This window comes from Candidatus Manganitrophaceae bacterium (assembly GCA_012960925.1).
GTDB lineage: Bacteria > Nitrospirota > Nitrospiria > SBBL01 > JAADHI01 > DUAG01.
Genome location: DUAG01000012.1, coordinates 23,022 through 41,022 on the forward strand (window position 1 = coordinate 23,022; position 18,001 = coordinate 41,022).

The following is an 18,001-nucleotide window of genomic DNA, read 5'->3' on the forward strand; positions in this document are numbered from 1 at the left end:
AACCTCTTGGGAAAAACGCGGTGCCACGTGATTTGAATATAAGGGCAGCAGATGGTCCGTCGGGTCAATATTTATAAACGCTTTCTCTATCTCTTTCTCCTCCTCAGTGTTGTCATCGCACTGCTTTTACCCGATTTTCAAAGAAAACCGGTCGCCTGGCTTGGCGCGACCATTGGCAATGCGGTCTATGCTCTTCAGGAAGGAACACATGCCGTCACCACTGGAGTCAGCGGTATCTGGAATGGGTATTTTAATCTTATTGATGTCGAAAAAGAGAATGGGCAACTCCATAAAACCATTGAACAACTCAAAGGCGAAATGCACATGCTCAGAGAACAAGCGGTCTTGGCAGAACGACTTCAGGCTTTCCTAGAATACAAAGACGAATCGCAGGTGGCACTCATTTTATCAACCGTCATCGGCCGGAAGCCGAGCCACTGGGATGAAACAATCATCATCGATAAAGGAACAAATGCGGGTGTCAATAAGGACATGGGCGTTGTAACACCACAAGGCGTTGTCGGAAAGGTGATTAAGGCATGGCCCGCTTATGCCCAGGTTCTCCTGATGACCGACCGCAACAGTGGGATTGCAGCCCTCATCCAGCGTACGCGGGATGAGGGCATTGTCCAGGGGACTGCAGAAGGAGGGGTCCGGTTGAGCTATCTTCCCCAGTTTTCTGAAGCAAAGGTCGGAGATGTGCTGCTCACTTCCGGTCTCGATGGAAGTTTTATAAAAGGGCTTAAGATCGGAGTGATCGAAAGTGTCACTAAAAAAAAAGAGCAACAAATTTTTCTCCAGATCAAAGTCCTGCCTGAAGTCAACCTGGACCGCCTGGAAGAGGTTTTCATCATCAGGCAGGACACAACACCCTTCTCCTCCGATGAACCTCGCTGAATACGAATCACGAGTGAGACCAAAGCTCCTACTTCACGGAATCACTCCATATGATAAAATGGTATGATGGCAGGGGTACAAGTCTCCTTTAAAGACTTGAGCAAAGGCTATTGAAGGTCTAGGAACCTCTGATTAAGTCTGGGTTGAGTTTTTCAGGAGATCTATATGTTTCGATTCAAGGCACAAATCGAAGAGGATGGTTCTCGCGAAGCCATAGCCAACGATTGTTAAGATTTGAAACGCAGAAGCGGGACATAAGTGCCCTGAAAAAAAATTCATGACTTATTCAGAGCTCCCCTAAGCAATGCAGGTATTTGGTTGAAGTGGTTTACCCGTATCATGGTCTTCTTATTTTTTATCCCGGTTCAGACCCTCCTCCTGGAACCACTCAAAATGGGAGGCGTGAAGCCTGATCTTGCCCTCTTGCTCGCATTCATGCATGGATGGGCCTTTGGAGAAATGAATGGTCTTTTCTGGGGTCTGGCGCTGGGAGGGCTTATGGACCTTTTCTCGGTCGGCTTCCTCGGCGTCAATCTTGTCCTGAAGGGGATCATCGGTCTTTTCGCGGGCTTGTTCGGAAAAACCCTCATCAATCTCCCCATCTGGGGGAACGGCCTGATCATTTTCATCCTTTCGCACCTCCACGACTTGATCGGCACCCTCTTCCTGCGCGGTGTCGGGGAGGATGGGTTTACGATGGGGATCCTGAGCCAGATATTTTTGAGGGCGCTTTACAATGGCTTTCTGGCCACTGCGCTGTTCTACGCTTTTTTGAAATTTAAAAACCGTGGAGGGATGTCGAAATATGCAAGCACCTCATCTCCCCCAGGTTGATAACCGGGGCTTTCAGATCCGGATCAGTCTATTCTTTGGCCTCATCGCCTTCGCCCTTTTCCTCCTTCTTCTGAGGGCCTGGTATCTTCAGATCGTTCAAGGAGAATACTACCTGGAGCTGTCTGAGAATAACCGCCTTCGTGTTATTGAAACACCGCCTCCCCGTGGGCGAATTTATGACCGGAACGGATCTGTCCTTGTAAACAATCCCCCCAGCAACAACCTCTATGTGGTCCTGGGCGACATGCCCGCACCGGAAGAGATCATCCCTCGGCTCGCCAAACTCATTGGAATGCCTCCTGATGAGATATCGGACCGATTGAAGAAGAACAAAAGAGATCTCTTCCTCCCGGTCAAAATCAAAGAGGATTTGACAATGAGGGAGGTCGCACAAATCGAAGGACACCGCCTGGACCTTCCCGGGGTCAATATCCAGTCAGAATTCAAGCGGGATGCCGTTTATGGGGCTCTGGCCGCACATCTTATTGGTTATGTCGGAGAAGTGACGCAGAAACAACTTGCCTCCGGAAAATACGAGGATGCAAGGGGGGGAAGCATTATAGGTCAATACGGAGTGGAGCAGACTTATGATGCCATCCTTCGGGGGACCCGGGGACGGAAAAGAATCGAAGTCGATGCCCTTGGATACGAAAGAAGTGTTGTCGAGGTCACCCCCCCTGTCCAGGGGGACGACATTTTTTTAACCCTGGACCTCGATGTTCAGAGGGTGGCCGAAGAAGCACTCGCACAACGTCCGGGGGCTATCGTGGCCATGGACCCACGTAATGGAGAGATCCTGGCCATGGTCAGTCATCCAACCTTTAATCCAAACATGATCTCCAGAGGGATCTCATCGAAGGCATGGAAAGCCCTCCTTGAAGATACCAAACGCCCATTAACCAATCGAGTCATCCATGGTCAATATCCCCCGGCATCCACCTATAAAATTGTGATGGGAGCGGCAATTCTGGAATCGAAGATAGCATCCACGATGGACAAGATCACCTGCAAAGGTTTTATTCGTTTTGCAGGACGCACATACAGAGACTGGAAGTGGAATGGTCACGGACAGGTCGACCTTCATCGCTCCCTCGTTGAGTCTTGTGACGTCTATTATTATGAGATGGGGGCAAAACTCGGGGTCGACACCATTTCCCAGTTTTCTTACACCTTTGGGCTGGGGAGACCCACCGGCATCGAACTTGCCTACGAAAAGGGGGGCTTGATCCCAACCTCTGAGTGGAAGAAACGTGTCTATAAAGAACGCTGGTTCCCCGGGGAAACCCTCTCTATTTCTATCGGACAAGGCTTCGTTCTGACAACACCCATTCAGCTCGCCGCTATGATCAGCGCAATCGCCGCAGATGGCGTCATGCATTCCCCGCAGTTATTGAAGAAAATCAGAAGACATACCACGCAATCATTCGAGGCCGTTCCATCAAGTAAGGGAAGACGTCTGCCAATTTCTTCAGAAACCATTCGGGCGATCCAGAGTGCGCTCGCCGGGGTCGTCTCCGACCCAAAAGGAACCGCCAAGACATCCCGGTCGAAGCTGGTTTCGATGGGAGGGAAAACAGGAACCGCCCAGGTGGTTGCAAGACCGGAGGACGACAGCGAACTGCCTGCCCACCTCAATGATCATGCCTGGTTCGTGGCGTACGCCCCTGTGGACGATCCCGAAATCGCGGTAGTCGTCCTGGTAGAGAATGGCGGGCATGGTGGTTCCACGGCCGCCCCTCTTGCCCGAAAGATCATTGAGGCCTATTTTGGGGAACCCGAAGAGCCGATCACGACAGAAGACCCAAGATCGGCGATTGGATCTTGGGATAAACCGCCAAGTCGTCTGAAAGACAAGGCCAGAGGCCATAAGGACGACCGAAGCGTACTCACCCGTACGGTGAGGAGTCTGTTGACCGATAACGCAGTATTATCGGACGAATCGGCAGTTTCTAATTCCGCAATCGCGGAATTAGGGGAAGAAGACGCGCTTGATCTTGTTCGAAAGGAAGGGATGAATCAACAAGGAACACAATCGTGAGCGATCGCAGAATGATTGCGGGCTATGACTGGCTTTTTTTGATTGTTCTTTTTATTATCCTTGGATTGGGCGTTTTGTCCATCTACAGCGTAACCACCCTGCATGAAACGACCTCGACAGGTAGAACGCCCCTGTACATGAAACAAATCTATTGGATTATTCTTGGCTGGGTTGCCTTTCTGATCATGGCCTGGATCGATTATCACGAAATCATACGTTTTGCCTACCCGATCTATGCCGGAACCATTGTCATGCTGGCCTTGGTGCCGTTTATTGGACGCGTCGGAATGGGTGCACAACGCTGGATTCAGATCGGATCCCTCTCTTTTCAGCCATCAGAAGTCGCTAAAATCAGCATCCTGCTTGCCCTGGCAAAATACTTTTCCGACTATTATCCCAAAAAGGGACTCAACCTCAAAGAGCTTATGGTCCCGGCAGCCCTCCTCCTTCTCCCGATGGTCCTTATCTTAAAGCAGCCGGATCTCGGGACCGCGCTCTCCATTTCCTCAATCTTTTTCAGCATGCTCTTTGTTGTCGGACTCAAATCAAAATTTTTGATCAATTTTTCATTGTTGTCGGCAATGTTGTCTCCCTTTATCGGGCAACTGATCTGGAATCACCTGAAAGACTATCAAAAGAAGCGACTCTTGACCTTTATCAACCCGGCAAATGACCCGACGGGGACCGGATACCAGATCATTCAATCTAAGATTGCAATCGGTTCCGGAGGCCTTTCGGGAAAAGGCCTTTTTGGCGGTACACAGAGCCAGTTGCAGTTTCTTCCGGAAAGACACACCGATTTTATCTTTTCCGTGTTTGCGGAACAGTGGGGCTTCCTGGGGATTTTATTTTTATTCCTCTTATTCCTCTTCCTTTTTTCCTGGACCATTGAGATCGCAACAAGATCCAGAGATATTCTGGGTTCCCTGATTGTGGTCGGGGTCATCGGCCTGATCTCTTTTTATGTCCTGGTCAACATAGGCATGACACTCGGCGTTATGCCTGTTGTGGGTGTACCGCTTCCTCTCTTTAGCTACGGAGGAACAGCCATGGTTTCCACCATGGCTTTGCTAGGGCTCCTTTTAAATGTTAAATTAAGACGGTTTATGTTATTTTACTGACAGATGGAACCTCTAAATACGCTCTGAGGCTCCTTATTTTTTTATTTCCAGCATTGGGATTTGCATCTACTAATAGTGCCAACTGTCAAGTCCCCTGAAAGACAAGGCCAGATGCCAAAGGTCGATCGAGGCGTACCCCTGTACGCTGAGGAGACCTTTGGCCGATAACGCAGTATTCCAGGCGGATGGGTCTCGCGCCAGCTATCGGCGGTTGGAGTGCGGAAAGGGTTCGATGTCTCTTGAAATTATTATAAGCGCTGCCCGCGAAGAAACGCGGGTCGCCTTACTCGAAAACAAGGTCCTAACGGAGGTCTATTTTGATCGGAAGCGGGACCGGCGCATCATGGGAAATGTTTATAAGGGAAAGGTGGTCAAAGTCCTTCCCGGAATGCAGGCCGCCTTTGTCGATATCTCAACCGAAAAGGCCGCTTTCCTCTATGTCTCCGACGTGATGGATGTTAAGGCAAACACAGCAGGGCCAGCGGATCAGACTGAACTGGATGATGATGACAGCCTCGAACTCGAAGAAGGGGCGGAGGAACCCATCCCTGTTGTAAAGCGTTCGAAGAGAGGGACCACACGATCCATAGAAGAACTCCTTAAAGAAGGACAAGAGATTATGGTCCAGGTCTCGAAAGAGCCTATCGGAACAAAAGGTCCACGGGTCACGACCTACGTTTCTCTCCCGGGCCGCTATCTGGTCTACATGCCGACTGTGAATCATATCGGCATTTCAAGACGTATCCCAAAAGAAGAAGAACGGCAGCGCTTGAAGGATATGGTCCTGCGCCTCCGAAAACCCGGCTCAGGCTATATTGCGCGGACCGTGAGCGAAGGGATTACAGAGGAAGAATTTAAACAGGATATCGGCTTTCTGGAAGTTGTGTGGCAAAATATTCTCAAGAAGAAAGAGAAATTATCTGCCCCGGCATTGCTGCATACAGACCTTGATCTTATTTTTAGAACGGTCCGAGATCTCTTCACAAAAAAAGTCAGCCGCCTGGTCATCGACTCCAAACGTGATTACGAACATATCCGGGAATTTGTAGGGACCTATCTCCCCAGCCATCTCTCTCGTGTTGAGTTATGGGATAAAGACGAGGCGATTTTTGATGCCTATGGATTGGAGATGGAGATCTCCAAGGCGAAAAACCGGCGCGTCTGGCTGAAGTCCGGAGGCTACATTGTCATTGACCGAACCGAGGCCCTCACGGTCATCGACGTGAACACCGGGCGCTACGTTGGGAAAAGGGATCTTGAGGAAACGATCTTCAAGACCAATCTCGAAGCGGTGAAAGAAATCGCGTATCAAATGCGTCTCCGCAACATCGGGGGCATCATTATTATCGACCTGATCGACATGGAAAAGGAAAGAAATCGGGATAAAGTTTTCGGTGCCTTGCAGGATGCCGTCTCGAACGATAAAGCCCGAATGCATCTGCTGAAGATTTCTGACCTCGGCCTGGTTCAAATATCCAGAGAAAGGACACGGGAGGACCTGATCCGGGTACTCTGCGAGCCCTGTTCTTACTGCGAGGGACGGGGCTACACCAAGGCACCAATCACCATGTGCCATGAACTCTTTCGGGAAATTCGTCGGATCGGTTCTTCACCGCGGGACAAAAAGATCATTATCGGCGTCCATCCTGCTGTGGCCAACCTCCTGTACGACGAAGAACGTCACGGGGTCGAGGTCTTGGAACGGGAATACAGAAAGAAGATTATCATAAAGGCCGATTCAAATCTTCATCTCGAACAATACGACATTGTGATGTTGTAACTATTTTCCGCTCCCCGAAGGCGCTCGTCCCTTCTCCTAAGATCCGCGGTTGGATCTTGGGAAAAACCGCATAAGTCTCCTGAAAGACAAGGCCAGAGACCACGAGGCGATCGAGGCGTACTCATCTGTACGGTGAGGAGGTCGTTGGCCGATAACGCGGTCATGTCAGAAGAACCGGCGGTTCCTCATTCCGAAATCGCGGAATCAGGGCGCTGCCCCCCCTTGACAAAGAGATGAAATTTATATAAATTTCCCTCCGCAATCAATGAGACATAGGGCATCAAGAACTTGAAAAGTCCAACAAAAGAGATGATCAAAGTTTCACATCTGAGCAAACGTTATGGGGATATCGTCGCCATCGATGATGTCACTTTTTCGGTCGATCGCGGCGAGATTCTGGCTTTTCTGGGTCCGAACGGGGCCGGAAAAACCACAACAATGCGAATTCTCACCTGTTTTATGCCTGCAACGAGCGGGACAGCAACCGTGGCCGGCTTTGATATCTTCGAAGCGCCGATGGAGATCAAACGGCGCATCGGCTATCTGCCGGAGAACCCCCCTGTTTATCTGGAAATGACAGTTGTTGAATATCTCTGCTTTGTCGCAAAAATAAAGGGGCTTTCCGGAGGGAATATAAAGACCGGGCTCGATTCAGCCCTGGAAAAATGCGCCCTGGGCCATGTTTCGGGCCGGCTCATCGGAAATCTCTCCCGGGGTTATCGCCAACGGGTCGGCCTGGCCCAGGCCTTGATCCATAATCCCGATGTCCTCATTCTGGATGAGCCCACCGTCGGCCTTGATCCGAAACAGATCATTGAGATTCGCGAATTGATCAAGGAACTGGCCGGGGAACACACCATTATCCTGTCCACCCATATTCTGCCTGAGGCGACCGCCGTGGCTCAGAAGATTGTCATCATCAATCGCGGAAAAATCGTGGCGGTCGATTCACAGGAACGGCTCTCCGCGCAGGTTCGGAAATCAGAGAAGGTTTCCTTCCGGGTCCGCAGAAAGGAAGCCCTTGACCCCGAAAAGATCCTGGCCATTGCCGGTGTGTATCATCTTATTCCCCAGGACGCAGATGAAGGAGAGGGGGCATTCATCGTCGAATCCGAAATTGGCCGTGACATTCGAGAAGATCTTTCCAAAACAATCGTCACAAACGGATGGGGCCTCCTGGAGATGAAACCGCTTGTCATGAGCCTGGAAGAGGTTTTCCTCGAGTTGACGACACAAGAAAAAGAGGTGGAAGCCGCCGGTTTGTTATCAACTTCCAATCGCGCCCTTGAGGAAAATCGTGAAGGAAAATAAATGAGAAATATCCTGACCCTGGCCGGGAAAGAGCTAAGACTTTATTTCATCTCTCCAATTGCTTATGTCGTGGCAACGGTCTTTCTGGCTGTCTCGGATTACATCTTCTACAGTCAGGTGCGGTTCTATTCCGGCTTTTCGTTACAGGCGAGGCAGATGCAGGGGAATCTTCCCCAGTTGAACATCCATGATGCAATCTTTCGCCCGACTTTTCTCAACATGAGTGTCATCCTCCTCCTGATTATGCCGCTCCTCACGATGCGCCTCTTTGCCGAAGAGAAAAAAGGGCATACCTCAGAGCTCCTGATGACCTCTCCCCTCCGGATTTCGGAAATTGTTCTGGGAAAGTTTTTCGCGGTCTGGGGCGTCTATCTCCTTCTCTTGGTCCTGACCCTGCACATGCCATTAATCCTCTCAATCGTGACGGATATTTCGTGGAAACCGCTCTTCGCAAGCTACCTGGGTCTCTTCCTGATGGGAGGTGTCTTCCTTGCAATGGGACTCTTTGCCTCTGCCCTAACAGAAAACCAGATTATTGCAGCGGTCATCTCCTTCGGCATCCTCATCGGGCTTTGGCTGGTCGGCGTCTCCGCGCATAATACCGGAGAAACCCCTTTGGGCCAGGTCGCAAACTACCTCTCCCTGATGGGGCACCTCGATAATTTTGTAAAGGGGCTCATTGGAACAAAAGACCTGTGCTACTTTATCTCGATGACCGTCTTCGGTCTCTTTTTAACCCACCGTGTCGTGGAGTCACAACGTTGGACCTAAGGAAAACCATTACCGCTGTCATCGGCTTTGCAGGAGTCCTTTTTGGCCTGGCCGGTTTGTTTGTCTTCCTCATCTGGGGGAAACCGGTCTGGCTCTATACCACCCTCGAAATCCTGGCCGTACTCCATCTCTCCATCTTTCTGGTCACCCATTTCGAAATGCTCAAGGATTTCTCAACCCGCCGCTCAACAAAGTTCGGGACAAATTCTGCGCTCATGGTGACTCTTTTTATCGCCATCTTGACGATCATTAACTTTATCGTTGCCCGTCATGAAGTCCGTATCGACCTCTCCGACATGGGGGTCTTTTCTCTCTCCCCTCAAACAGAAAGCATCTTAAAGAACCTGGAGAAAGAGGTTAAAATTACGGCCTTTTTTGCGGAACAGAGCAAGGCAAAGGATCGGGCCAAGGATCTTTTTGATAATTACCGGAAGGGAACCAACAAAATAAAGATCGAAATTATTGATCCGGACAAAAAACCGGCGATTGCAAAACGCTACGGCATCACCGACTATGATACGGTCGTACTCGAGTCCGGGGACCAATCCGCCACGGCGCGGGCTATTACCGAGGAGGCCCTCACATCGGCCTTAATCCGGGTCAGCAGAGGGTCTCAAAAAAACCTCTACTTTGTCGAAGGACATGGAGAACATTCTATCGATGACACAGAGCGAGACGGATACTCCTTCTTGAAGGAAACCCTGGAGAAACAGGGATTTGCCGTGAAAAAACTTCTGCTTCTGTCTGAGCAAGCGGTTCCACAAGACGCGGACGTGGTCATCCTTCCCGGACCGCAGCGTCCCTTGGCCGAAGAAGAAAAGAAGGCCCTCAGCGATTACCTTGAAAAAGAGGGACGGCTCTTCGTCCTGGTCGATCCGATGGTAAAGTCTGACCTCGGCCCCTTCCTCTCTAAATGGGGGATCATTCTTGAAGAGGATATCATCCTCGATGCCACCTCCGGGTTCGGTGCTGCGATCCCGATTGTCAACCCGGGAGGATATCCACCACACCCCATGACCAATCAATTCAACCTGGCGACCTTCTACCCCCTGACGCGCTCCATCTCATTCGATCCCTCTAAAAGCGAGCACTTTCTTTTTGAACCCTTCCTTCAAACCGGACCGGACAGCTGGGCCACAAAAAACCTGGAAGGGGATCTCTCTATTGAACCGGGCCGAGACCGGAAAGGACCCATCATCATCGGTGGGGTGATCTCGGATAGGGAAACAAGTCCTCTGGAGGCCCTCCTCGAACCGGACCGCCCGGAGAAAAAAGATTTCCGCCTGGTGATCATCGGCGATGCCGGTTTCGGGACAAACAACCACGTTCGGGCCATGGGGAACGGCGATATCTTCCAGAATGTTGTCAGTTGGCTCGCCGAAGAAGGCGACCTGATATCGATCCGTCCACAGGAGATTGTAACGAGCACCCTCCTCTTGCGCCCCGATCAGATCAACATTATCCTCTATGTGTCCGTCCTGATTATCCCGTCGGGGATCCTCATGATCGGTCTCTTCGTCTGGCGGGGGAGGCGCCGGTTGTGAGGTTCAAGGCAACCGTGGTCCTCTCCTCTGTTCTTATCCTTCTTGGAATATACCTCCTGGCCATCGAACTCCCCCGGGAAGAAAAACAAAGCGCGGCCAAACGGGCCTCAGAACGGCTCTTTTCCTTTTCAAACCTTGAGATCACAAGGATACGAATTGAGAGCCAAAAAGGCATCTTTGAACTGGAGTACTTCCCCGAACACCCGGTATTTCCCTGGAGAATCTTCATGCCGGTCCCGACGATTGCAAACCAGGATATTGCGTCAAGGCTGGCCTCTGAACTGGTCCGCATGGGGTCCAGCCGTCTCATTGCGGAAGATCCCAGCGACTTAAAGGACTTCGGTCTCGATCCTCCAGCCTACACCGTCATTATCACCTACAACCAGACAAATACCGAAGTACTGGAAGTCGGCGTAGAAAATCTGACCGGCAGCGATGTTTATGTGAAACAGGGTTTGGGGACCGCGGTCTATCTCGTCCCGGTCGGAATCAAGCCTTTTCTCGACAAAGATTTGAGCGATTGGAGACTGCAAGAGGTTTTCCCCGCTGCCTCCTATGACATCAAAAAGATCCAGATTCAATCCTCTCGCGGCCGACTTCTGGTCACACGACAGGGGGAAGGCTGGTCTCTGGAGATCGAGCCGCCCCGGGAGAGCCCGCGCAAACCGATCTTGGGCCGAGGAGACTCCGGGGAGATCTCAAACCTCCTGGGAAGCCTTATCAATTTACGCGGGGATAATTTTATCGACAAACAAAAAGAGGCCGTGAAGCAGGCCCTGGGAAGCCCCATTCTGAGCCTGAAGCTGGGAGTCAGCGCGGTGGAACGGGACAGCGCCTTTTACCGGACGGAAAATGATCCCGGTGTGGTTTACGTTGTCACGAAGGACTTTGCCCCGATCTATCAAATTTCCGAGAAGCGTTTTCAGGAAATCGACCAGGCTTTTTCCATCTTCCGCGATAAAAGTGTCCTTGCCCTCACCACACCGGAAGAGATCGAAGAAATCACAATCGACCGGCAAGGTAAATTGCTCCACCTTCAGAGGAAGGACGGGGCATGGTGGCTGGAGGCCCCTTCCTCAAAAAAGGTGGAAGCCCCTGGAATAATCTCCCGCCTCCTCACCGATCTTTACAACCTGCGCATTGACAAATTCCTCGATGAAATCGATCATAAATCGCCTCGGACCGGCCTGAACCCTCCGTCTGTAACCCTGCGCCTCAAAGGACAAAGCGGAATCTCCCTGGGCCATGTCGACTTTGGAAAAATCGAAGGAGACAAAATCTACGTCCGCAGCTCTCAACACGCCCCGGTCCTCTTCCTGGACAAAAGAGAACTTGACCGCCTCCCCGGAGAGGCAGACCTATTCCCCCCTCAGGGGACCGGTTCTGATGAAACTCCTCAGTGAACATCCGCGAAAATCCCTTTGACCAAAAAGACCATATAAGCAATCACGGATTAGATGAATGGTTTAAAATACACCCCCCTTTCGGGGTTGGAACCCGCCAAAGGCCTTGACAATCAAGGCCTTTTTTTGGTAGGTTTTGGGGTTCTTAATAAAGGGATAAGTGCTGGATGCAGATCAAGATCAATGGAAAACCGGAAGAGACTCAGGAGACCACCCTTCTGGGCCTCCTTAAATCAAAAGATATTGAACCACGCATGGTGTCCGTCGAGTTGAATTCAAAAATGCTCGACCGCTCCAGCCTGGAACAAACCCCCATTCAGGAAGGAGATGAAATCGAATTCCTCTACTTCATGGGAGGGGGATCAACCCGTTTTTAAGACAACTAACCTGGGAATATTATGAAAACAATCATCACCGATCTAATCGGAAAGACGCCCATGGTTCAACTGAAGACCTTTTCAGATGACGAAGGGGCCTATATTTTTGCAAAGGTCGAATACTTTAATCCGGGCGGGAGCGTCAAGGACCGGATCTGCCTGAGCATGATCCTGGCAGCCGAAAAAGAGGGAAGCCTAAAACCGGGGGCCACACTGGTTGAACCGACCAGCGGAAACACCGGCATCGGTCTCGCGATGGTGGCCGCCGTCCGCGGATACAAATTAATCCTGGTGATGCCCGAATCAATGAGCATGGAGCGGGCCAGCCTCCTCTCCTCCTATGGGGCGCAACTGGTCCTGACCCCGGCCTGGGAAGGGATGCGGGGTGCCATTAAAGAAGCTGAAAGTATTCTGGATCAAAACAAGGGCTATTTTATGCCGGGACAATTCTCGAATCCGGCCAATCCGGAGACCCATCGGAAGACGACGGGACCGGAAATATTGGAGGCCATGGAGGGCAAGGTCGATGCCTTTGTCGTTGGGGTTGGAACCGGAGGAACGATCACCGGCGTCGGGGAGATTCTCAAGGAAAAAAATCCGAATACATTGATTGTTGCGGTAGAACCTGCCTCCTCGCCCGTCTTATCGGGAGGAGAAGCCGGTCCTCATAAGATACAGGGCATCGGCGCGGGATTTATCCCTGAAATTCTGAATAGAGATATTATTGATCGGGTCATTACAGTCACAGATGATGAATCTTACCAAACAGCGAAGCAACTGGCCCGGCAGGAAGGACTCTTGGTTGGAATCTCATCCGGAGCCAATGTCCTCGCTGCCGGCAAGATCGCAGAAGAATTGGGAAAAGGAAAAAGGGTTGTGACCGTCCTCCCCGACACTGGAGAACGATACATCAGCATCGAAAAGTATTTCAATATCTAAATTAACATCATAATAAGGATAAATGGATTCAGGTTGCCTGGATTTTACTTCAAGGCAAGGCGAGAGGAACGCAGAACCACAGCGTATGGGTTATACGCGAGGATTTGAGTACCGCAGCAACGCCGCAATGGAGTAAAAGACGGGTGAGCTGAATCCGTTTTGGGAAACATGACTTTTACAGAAGAACAACTCGTTCGCTACAGCAGACATATCATCCTCTCAGAGGTCGGTGGCTTAGGTCAGAAAAAAATCGGCGCGGCCAGAGTTCTGATCGTCGGTGCCGGGGGTCTGGGTTCACCCATCGCCCTCTATCTGGCGGCGGCCGGTGTCGGCACCATTGGAATCATCGATCCCGATGTGGTGGACCTCTCCAATCTCCACCGACAGGTTATCCATCACACTGCGGACCTCGACAGGCCCAAGGTCACATCCGCCCAGGAGAAGATTGCGGCCCTCAATCCGGACGTGAAGGTCATCCCCCACGTAGAATATCTCAATGCGAAAAATGCACTGGATCTCTTCGGCGACTACGATTACATCATTGACGGCACAGATAATCTTCCGGTAAAGTTTCTGATTAACGATGCCGCATTCTTCGCCAAAAAACCATTTATCCATGGGGGAATCCTTCGGTTTGAGGGACAGCTTTTTACAATTCTCCCAGCTGAAAGTGCCTGCTACCGTTGCATCTTTCCTGAACCGCCTCCGACTGGAATCGTCCCCACATGTCAGGAAGGAGGGGTTCTCGGGGCGCTTGCCGGTCTGATCGGAACCCTTCAGGCAACCGAAGTGCTTAAGCTGATCCTCGGAATCGGCTTACCCTTGACCAATCGCATCCTCTCCTATGATGCCCTTCGGACGGTGTTTCGCGAGATACCGATTCGGAAAAACCCCGGTTGCCCACTTTGCGGGTCACAGGCGACGATTACAAAATTAGAAATGGAGGAACAGGCGGTCTGCGATCTCAAACCAGCGGATACCGCCCTCCGGGAAAAATGACGAAAAAGATAAAAGGCCTGTTTTGCAAAGAGTGTAAAAAAGAATATCCCGCAGAGGCGCTGCATGTCTGTGAGTTCTGTTTTGGCCCCCTGGAAGTGGCCTACAATTATGACCTGATCAAGTCGGAAATCTCCCGGGAAAAGATCTCAAGGGGACCGAAGAGCCTCTGGCGTTACATCGACCTCCTCCCGGTTGAAGGCGATCCGACGGCAGGGTTGAATGCCGGTTATACCCCGATGATCCATGCGAAGAATCTGGGAACGGCCCTGGGACTTGACTATCTTTATCTTAAAAATGATACGGTCAACTGCCTGACCCTTTCGTTCAAGGACCGCGTCGTCGCAGTGGCCCTGACCCGCGCAAAGGAACTCGGATTTGACACCGTCGCATGTGCCTCAACTGGCAACCTGGCCAACTCCGTCGCCGCCCATGCCGCCGAGGCGGGATTTCGCTGTTTTGTTTTTATTCCCTCTGATCTGGAGTCCGGAAAGATACTGGGAAATCTGATCTACAAACCGAATGTTGTGGGTGTACAAGGAACGTATGATGATGTGAACCGCCTTTGCAGTGAAATCGCGGGGGAGTACCCCTGGGCCTTCGTTAATATTAATATCCGACCCTATTATTCAGAAGGCTCCAAGACCCTTGCCTATGAAACAATGGAATATTTCGACTGGAGTACACCAGACCATGTCGTCGTTCCCATCGCATCCGGATCTTTGTTGACCAAGATTTCAAAGGGCTTTGGTGAATTCGTAAACCTGGGGCTGATCTCAGGATGCAAGACGCTCATCCACGGGGCGCAGGCAGAAGGCTGCGGGCCGGTCGCAACGGCATTCAAGGAAAAGCGGGATTTCATCAAGCCGGTCAAACCGAAGACCATTGCAAAATCACTGGCGATCGGAAACCCGGCCGATGGTTTTTACGCCTTGCGTGTTGTTCGGGAGAGCGGGGGGATCATTGACGATGTCACGGATGATGAAATCATTGACGGAATGAAGTTGCTGGCGGAAACTCAGGGGATTTTTACCGAGACGGCCGGTGGGGTCACGGTTGCCGTCTTAAAGAAGCTGGCAAAGCGAGGCGTCCTGAAGAAAGGTGAATCGACCGTGGCCTATATCACCGGCAACGGCCTGAAGACGCAGGAGGCCGTTTCTCAGGAAGTCGGCAAACCATGGCACATTCAACCGAATCTGAAGAGTTTTCAGGACACATTGAAAAAGGTTCAGTCATGAAGAAAGAGAAAAGATGATTAAGGTTCGCATTCCAACACCCTTACGTAAACTGACAGGAGGCTTGGGAGAGGTCGGCGGCGAAGGCGTAGACATCGCCACACTCATCGATTCACTAGAGCAGTCTTATCCTGGACTAAAAGAACGGCTCTACGACGAAGAGGGCGTGCTTCGCCGTTTCGTCAATATCTACATCAATGAGGAAGACATCCGCTTTCAGCAGGGGGTACTTACGCCCCTGAAAACGGGGGATGAAGTCTCAATCGTCCCTGCCATTGCAGGCGGTGGTTGTTAGACTCTGTGTTCGCAAACCAGCACACGAGTGCGTGGATCGCGGGTAAAGCACCTGAGGAGAGGAGGAAAAATTGGCGAGTTTTAAAGTACACATCACCTTTCCGGAAGACAAGATTCGGAATCCGATTATTTTTGAGATCGGGAAGAGATTTAATATTATTACAAATATTCGCCGTGCTGATGTGACCGAAAAGACCGGTTGGGTCGATCTCGAATTAACCGGAGAAACGGCTGAGATTGAACATGCCATCGAAGCCCTGAAGGAAAAAGGGGTACGTGTAGATCCCATAGAAAAAAACATCATCGAGTAGCGTGACGATTCAGGTCACCCGCCTTAATCTCCATGGTGGCGTTGCTGTGGTGCTCGAATCCTCACGTATTAATATTACGTTCCGGTTCTGCGCTCCTCGCGCCTTGCCCTGAAACTTAATTCAGGCAACCTGAAACGTCACAAGGTAATCACAATAGTTAGAAAGAAAAATGGACTTTACTGAAGAACAGCTTGAGCGTTACAGCCGACAGATTCTCCTCCCGGGAGTGGGAGGGAAGGGGCAGCGGAAAATCTCGGCAGCCAGAATCTTTTTAATCGGCGCGGGGGGGCTCGGCTCGCCGGCGGCCCTTTATCTTGCCGCAGCAGGGGTCGGAACCCTCGGCATCATCGACGATGATGCTGTGGATCTCTCCAATCTGCAACGCCAGATACTCCATAGCACGCTTACACTGGGACATCAAAAGGTGGCCTCCGCCCAGGCGACCCTTACAAAAATGAACCCCGATATTCAAGTGGTCCCCTATGCTGAAAAGCTGTCATCAGAAAATATCCTCAACCTGTTCAAAGATTATGACATCATTCTTGACGGCTCCGATAATTTCGCCACACGATTTTTGGTAAATGACGCGGCCTACTTTCAGAAAAAAACCCTCGTCTCCGGAAGCATCTTCCGCTTCGAAGGACAACTGACAACCATCAAGCCGCACGATTCAAACGGGGTCCCGAAACCCTGTTATCGCTGCCTCTATCCGGAACCGCCTCCCGCAGGACTCGTTCCAAGCTGTCAGGAGGCCGGGGTTCTCGGTGTCCTTGCCGGAACAATTGGCGTCATGCAGGCCTCTGAGGCCCTCAAAGAAATTCTGGGGATCGGGACGACCCTGGCCGGACGGCTCCTTATTTATGACGCCCTGGAAATGTCCTTCAGAAATGTAAGGGTCCCGAAAGACCCGAACTGTCCGCTTTGCGGGCCGAACCCAAAGATTACGCAACTCCTCGAGTATGACATTTCCTGCACCCTTCCCGCTCCCAGGAGTTTGTCAAAAAAATAGCGCGGGGAATTCCAACCCTTGATCCTCGAGATCCCTGTCGTCAGTATCCTAAGATCAAAAGACCTCAAACGGTTTCATCAAGTCCTTGTCGCCCTGTTCCTCTTTTTCTTAAACGTCCTGGGGAGCGGATGCTCTATGGAAAAGGGATTTATTTTTTTCCCAGATAAAAATATTGTTCAGACCCCTGCCGATGTTGCATTGGTCTTTGAAGATATCTACTTCCAAACCAAAGATGGAGTTCGGATCAATGGCTGGTTTGTTCCCGATACGGAGAGCCGAATCACTCTTCTCTGGTTTCATGGAAATGCGGGAAACCTGAGCCATCGGGTAGACCCGCTTCGTTTATTCCACCATGAACTAAAAATAAACATCTTCATGGTTGATTTTAGAGAATATGGACGGAGTGAAGGGCTCGTCTCCGAGGAAGGGACCCGACAGGATGCGCTGTCATCCTATGATTACCTCTTGACCCGTTCTGACATCGATCCGGCAAAGATCATCGTCTTCGGTCAATCCCTCGGGGCGGCGGTTGCGGTTGAACTCGCAACAAACCGTGATCTTCAGGGAATCATTCTGGAGGCCCCGTTCACCTCGATCAGAGAGATGGCACGCGCCATCTCTCCCTGGCTTCCCTTCGGCCGGTTTCTTTCGACAAAATATGATTCCCTATCAAAAATCAAGCAGATTCGCGCCCCTCTACTCGTCATGCATGGCGACCGGGATGAGGTCATCCCTTTTTCTCAAGGCCGGAAACTGTACGAAGCGGGGAATGAACCAAAAACTTTTTATCCTATTCCCGGGGCCGGACATAACAACACTTATCTTGTCGGCGGGCGTCCCTATTTCAAAAAAATGAAAGAGTTTATTGCAAGACAGCAGAACGATCGGAAATAAGGCTAGGAGTCTGTCGGAGAAATAGGATCGTAACGAGGTGAATGGGAAATAGAGGCAAGTTTTGGGGTGATTTGAGGCGAATAGGCCTATTTTCCATCACCGCAACGGGATCATTCCCGCCTCAAAAATTATAAACGTAGGCGTAGTGTAGACGGAAGAAAGAGTTATTGTCAAATCTGGTGTATGAGATCTTCATTAAGCGGCGACCTGATCTGATTTATTGATCTCAATCCCATCTTTAAATGGA

Annotated in this window: 17 protein-coding genes; all 17 read left to right on the forward strand. The window is 50.9% G+C overall.

Annotated features, from left to right (window positions below; genetic code table 11):
• Positions 1-51: 51 nt before the first annotated feature.
• The 17 genes from mreC (at position 52) to EYQ01_02325 (ending at position 17,754) form a co-directional block, all read left to right on the forward strand.
• The gene (gene mreC, locus EYQ01_02245) at positions 52-897 is read left to right on the forward strand and encodes a rod shape-determining protein MreC (GenBank protein ID HIE64635.1); all 846 of its coding nucleotides are present in this window, start codon (positions 52-54) and stop codon (positions 895-897) included.
• A 318-nt stretch (positions 898-1,215) separates the two neighbouring features.
• Positions 1,216-1,731, forward strand: a complete 516-nt coding sequence (mreD, locus tag EYQ01_02250) for a rod shape-determining protein MreD (protein ID HIE64636.1) — start codon at positions 1,216-1,218, stop codon at positions 1,729-1,731.
• Entirely contained in the window at positions 1,703-3,769 is a 2,067-nt protein-coding gene (gene mrdA, locus EYQ01_02255; protein HIE64637.1) for a penicillin-binding protein 2, read from the forward strand. Before mreD ends, mrdA begins: the two co-directional genes overlap by 29 nt.
• The gene (rodA, locus tag EYQ01_02260) at positions 3,763-4,890 is read left to right on the forward strand and encodes a rod shape-determining protein RodA (GenBank protein HIE64638.1); all 1,128 of its coding nucleotides are present in this window, start codon (positions 3,763-3,765) and stop codon (positions 4,888-4,890) included. The genes mrdA and rodA overlap by 7 nt, the downstream gene beginning before the upstream one ends.
• A 232-nt stretch (positions 4,891-5,122) precedes the next feature.
• Positions 5,123-6,670, forward strand: a complete 1,548-nt coding sequence (locus tag EYQ01_02265; protein HIE64639.1) for an Rne/Rng family ribonuclease — start codon at positions 5,123-5,125, stop codon at positions 6,668-6,670.
• A gap of 309 nt (positions 6,671-6,979) precedes the next feature.
• On the forward strand, positions 6,980-7,981 hold the full coding sequence (locus tag EYQ01_02270) for an ATP-binding cassette domain-containing protein (protein HIE64640.1): 1,002 nt from the start codon (positions 6,980-6,982) through the stop codon (positions 7,979-7,981).
• Complete coding sequence (locus tag EYQ01_02275; GenBank protein ID HIE64641.1) at positions 7,982-8,752, forward strand: hypothetical protein; 771 nt, start codon at positions 7,982-7,984, stop codon at positions 8,750-8,752.
• Entirely contained in the window at positions 8,743-10,296 is a 1,554-nt protein-coding gene (locus EYQ01_02280) for a hypothetical protein (protein ID HIE64642.1), read from the forward strand. Before EYQ01_02275 ends, EYQ01_02280 begins: the two co-directional genes overlap by 10 nt.
• Complete coding sequence (locus EYQ01_02285; protein HIE64643.1) at positions 10,293-11,699, forward strand: DUF4340 domain-containing protein; 1,407 nt, start codon at positions 10,293-10,295, stop codon at positions 11,697-11,699. The genes EYQ01_02280 and EYQ01_02285 overlap by 4 nt, the downstream gene beginning before the upstream one ends.
• Positions 11,700-11,866: 167 nt before the next feature.
• A complete protein-coding gene (gene thiS / locus EYQ01_02290) occupies positions 11,867-12,076 on the forward strand; it encodes a sulfur carrier protein ThiS (protein HIE64644.1) in 210 nt (69 codons plus the stop codon).
• 21 nt (positions 12,077-12,097) lie between these two features.
• Positions 12,098-13,015, forward strand: a complete 918-nt coding sequence (cysK, locus tag EYQ01_02295) for a cysteine synthase A (protein HIE64645.1) — start codon at positions 12,098-12,100, stop codon at positions 13,013-13,015.
• Between the two features lie 168 nt (positions 13,016-13,183).
• Positions 13,184-14,014, forward strand: coding sequence for a molybdopterin-synthase adenylyltransferase MoeB (gene moeB / locus EYQ01_02300; GenBank protein HIE64646.1), 831 nt, complete (start codon positions 13,184-13,186; stop codon positions 14,012-14,014).
• Complete coding sequence (locus tag EYQ01_02305; GenBank protein HIE64647.1) at positions 14,011-15,249, forward strand: threonine synthase; 1,239 nt, start codon at positions 14,011-14,013, stop codon at positions 15,247-15,249. The genes moeB (EYQ01_02300) and EYQ01_02305 overlap by 4 nt, the downstream gene beginning before the upstream one ends.
• A 13-nt stretch (positions 15,250-15,262) precedes the next feature.
• Positions 15,263-15,541 (forward strand): MoaD/ThiS family protein, encoded by a 279-nt coding sequence (locus EYQ01_02310; protein HIE64648.1) that lies wholly within the window; start codon positions 15,263-15,265, stop codon positions 15,539-15,541.
• 70 nt (positions 15,542-15,611) lie between these two features.
• Positions 15,612-15,851: a FeS-binding protein gene (locus EYQ01_02315; GenBank protein HIE64649.1), complete on the forward strand. Its 240-nt coding sequence runs from the start codon at positions 15,612-15,614 to the stop codon at positions 15,849-15,851.
• Positions 15,852-16,020: 169 nt separating this feature from the next.
• A complete protein-coding gene (gene moeB / locus EYQ01_02320; protein ID HIE64650.1) occupies positions 16,021-16,860 on the forward strand; it encodes a molybdopterin-synthase adenylyltransferase MoeB in 840 nt (279 codons plus the stop codon).
• 18 nt (positions 16,861-16,878) lie between these two features.
• Positions 16,879-17,754: an alpha/beta hydrolase gene (locus EYQ01_02325; GenBank protein ID HIE64651.1), complete on the forward strand. Its 876-nt coding sequence runs from the start codon at positions 16,879-16,881 to the stop codon at positions 17,752-17,754.
• The last annotated feature ends 247 nt before the right edge of the window (positions 17,755-18,001 follow it).

Coding starts and splice junctions, on each gene's coding strand:
- mreC (HIE64635.1), top strand. CDS start 52: ATGGTCCGTCGGGTCAATATTTATAAACGCTTTCTCTATCTCTTTCTC.
- mrdA (HIE64637.1), top strand. CDS start 1,703: ATGCAAGCACCTCATCTCCCCCAGGTTGATAACCGGGGCTTTCAGATC.
- EYQ01_02265 (HIE64639.1), top strand. CDS start 5,123: ATGTCTCTTGAAATTATTATAAGCGCTGCCCGCGAAGAAACGCGGGTC.
- EYQ01_02270 (HIE64640.1), top strand. CDS start 6,980: ATGATCAAAGTTTCACATCTGAGCAAACGTTATGGGGATATCGTCGCC.
- EYQ01_02275 (HIE64641.1), top strand. CDS start 7,982: ATGAGAAATATCCTGACCCTGGCCGGGAAAGAGCTAAGACTTTATTTC.
- thiS (HIE64644.1), top strand. CDS start 11,867: ATGCAGATCAAGATCAATGGAAAACCGGAAGAGACTCAGGAGACCACC.
- cysK (HIE64645.1), top strand. CDS start 12,098: ATGAAAACAATCATCACCGATCTAATCGGAAAGACGCCCATGGTTCAA.
- moeB (HIE64646.1), top strand. CDS start 13,184: ATGACTTTTACAGAAGAACAACTCGTTCGCTACAGCAGACATATCATC.
- EYQ01_02305 (HIE64647.1), top strand. CDS start 14,011: ATGACGAAAAAGATAAAAGGCCTGTTTTGCAAAGAGTGTAAAAAAGAA.
- EYQ01_02310 (HIE64648.1), top strand. CDS start 15,263: ATGATTAAGGTTCGCATTCCAACACCCTTACGTAAACTGACAGGAGGC.
- moeB (HIE64650.1), top strand. CDS start 16,021: ATGGACTTTACTGAAGAACAGCTTGAGCGTTACAGCCGACAGATTCTC.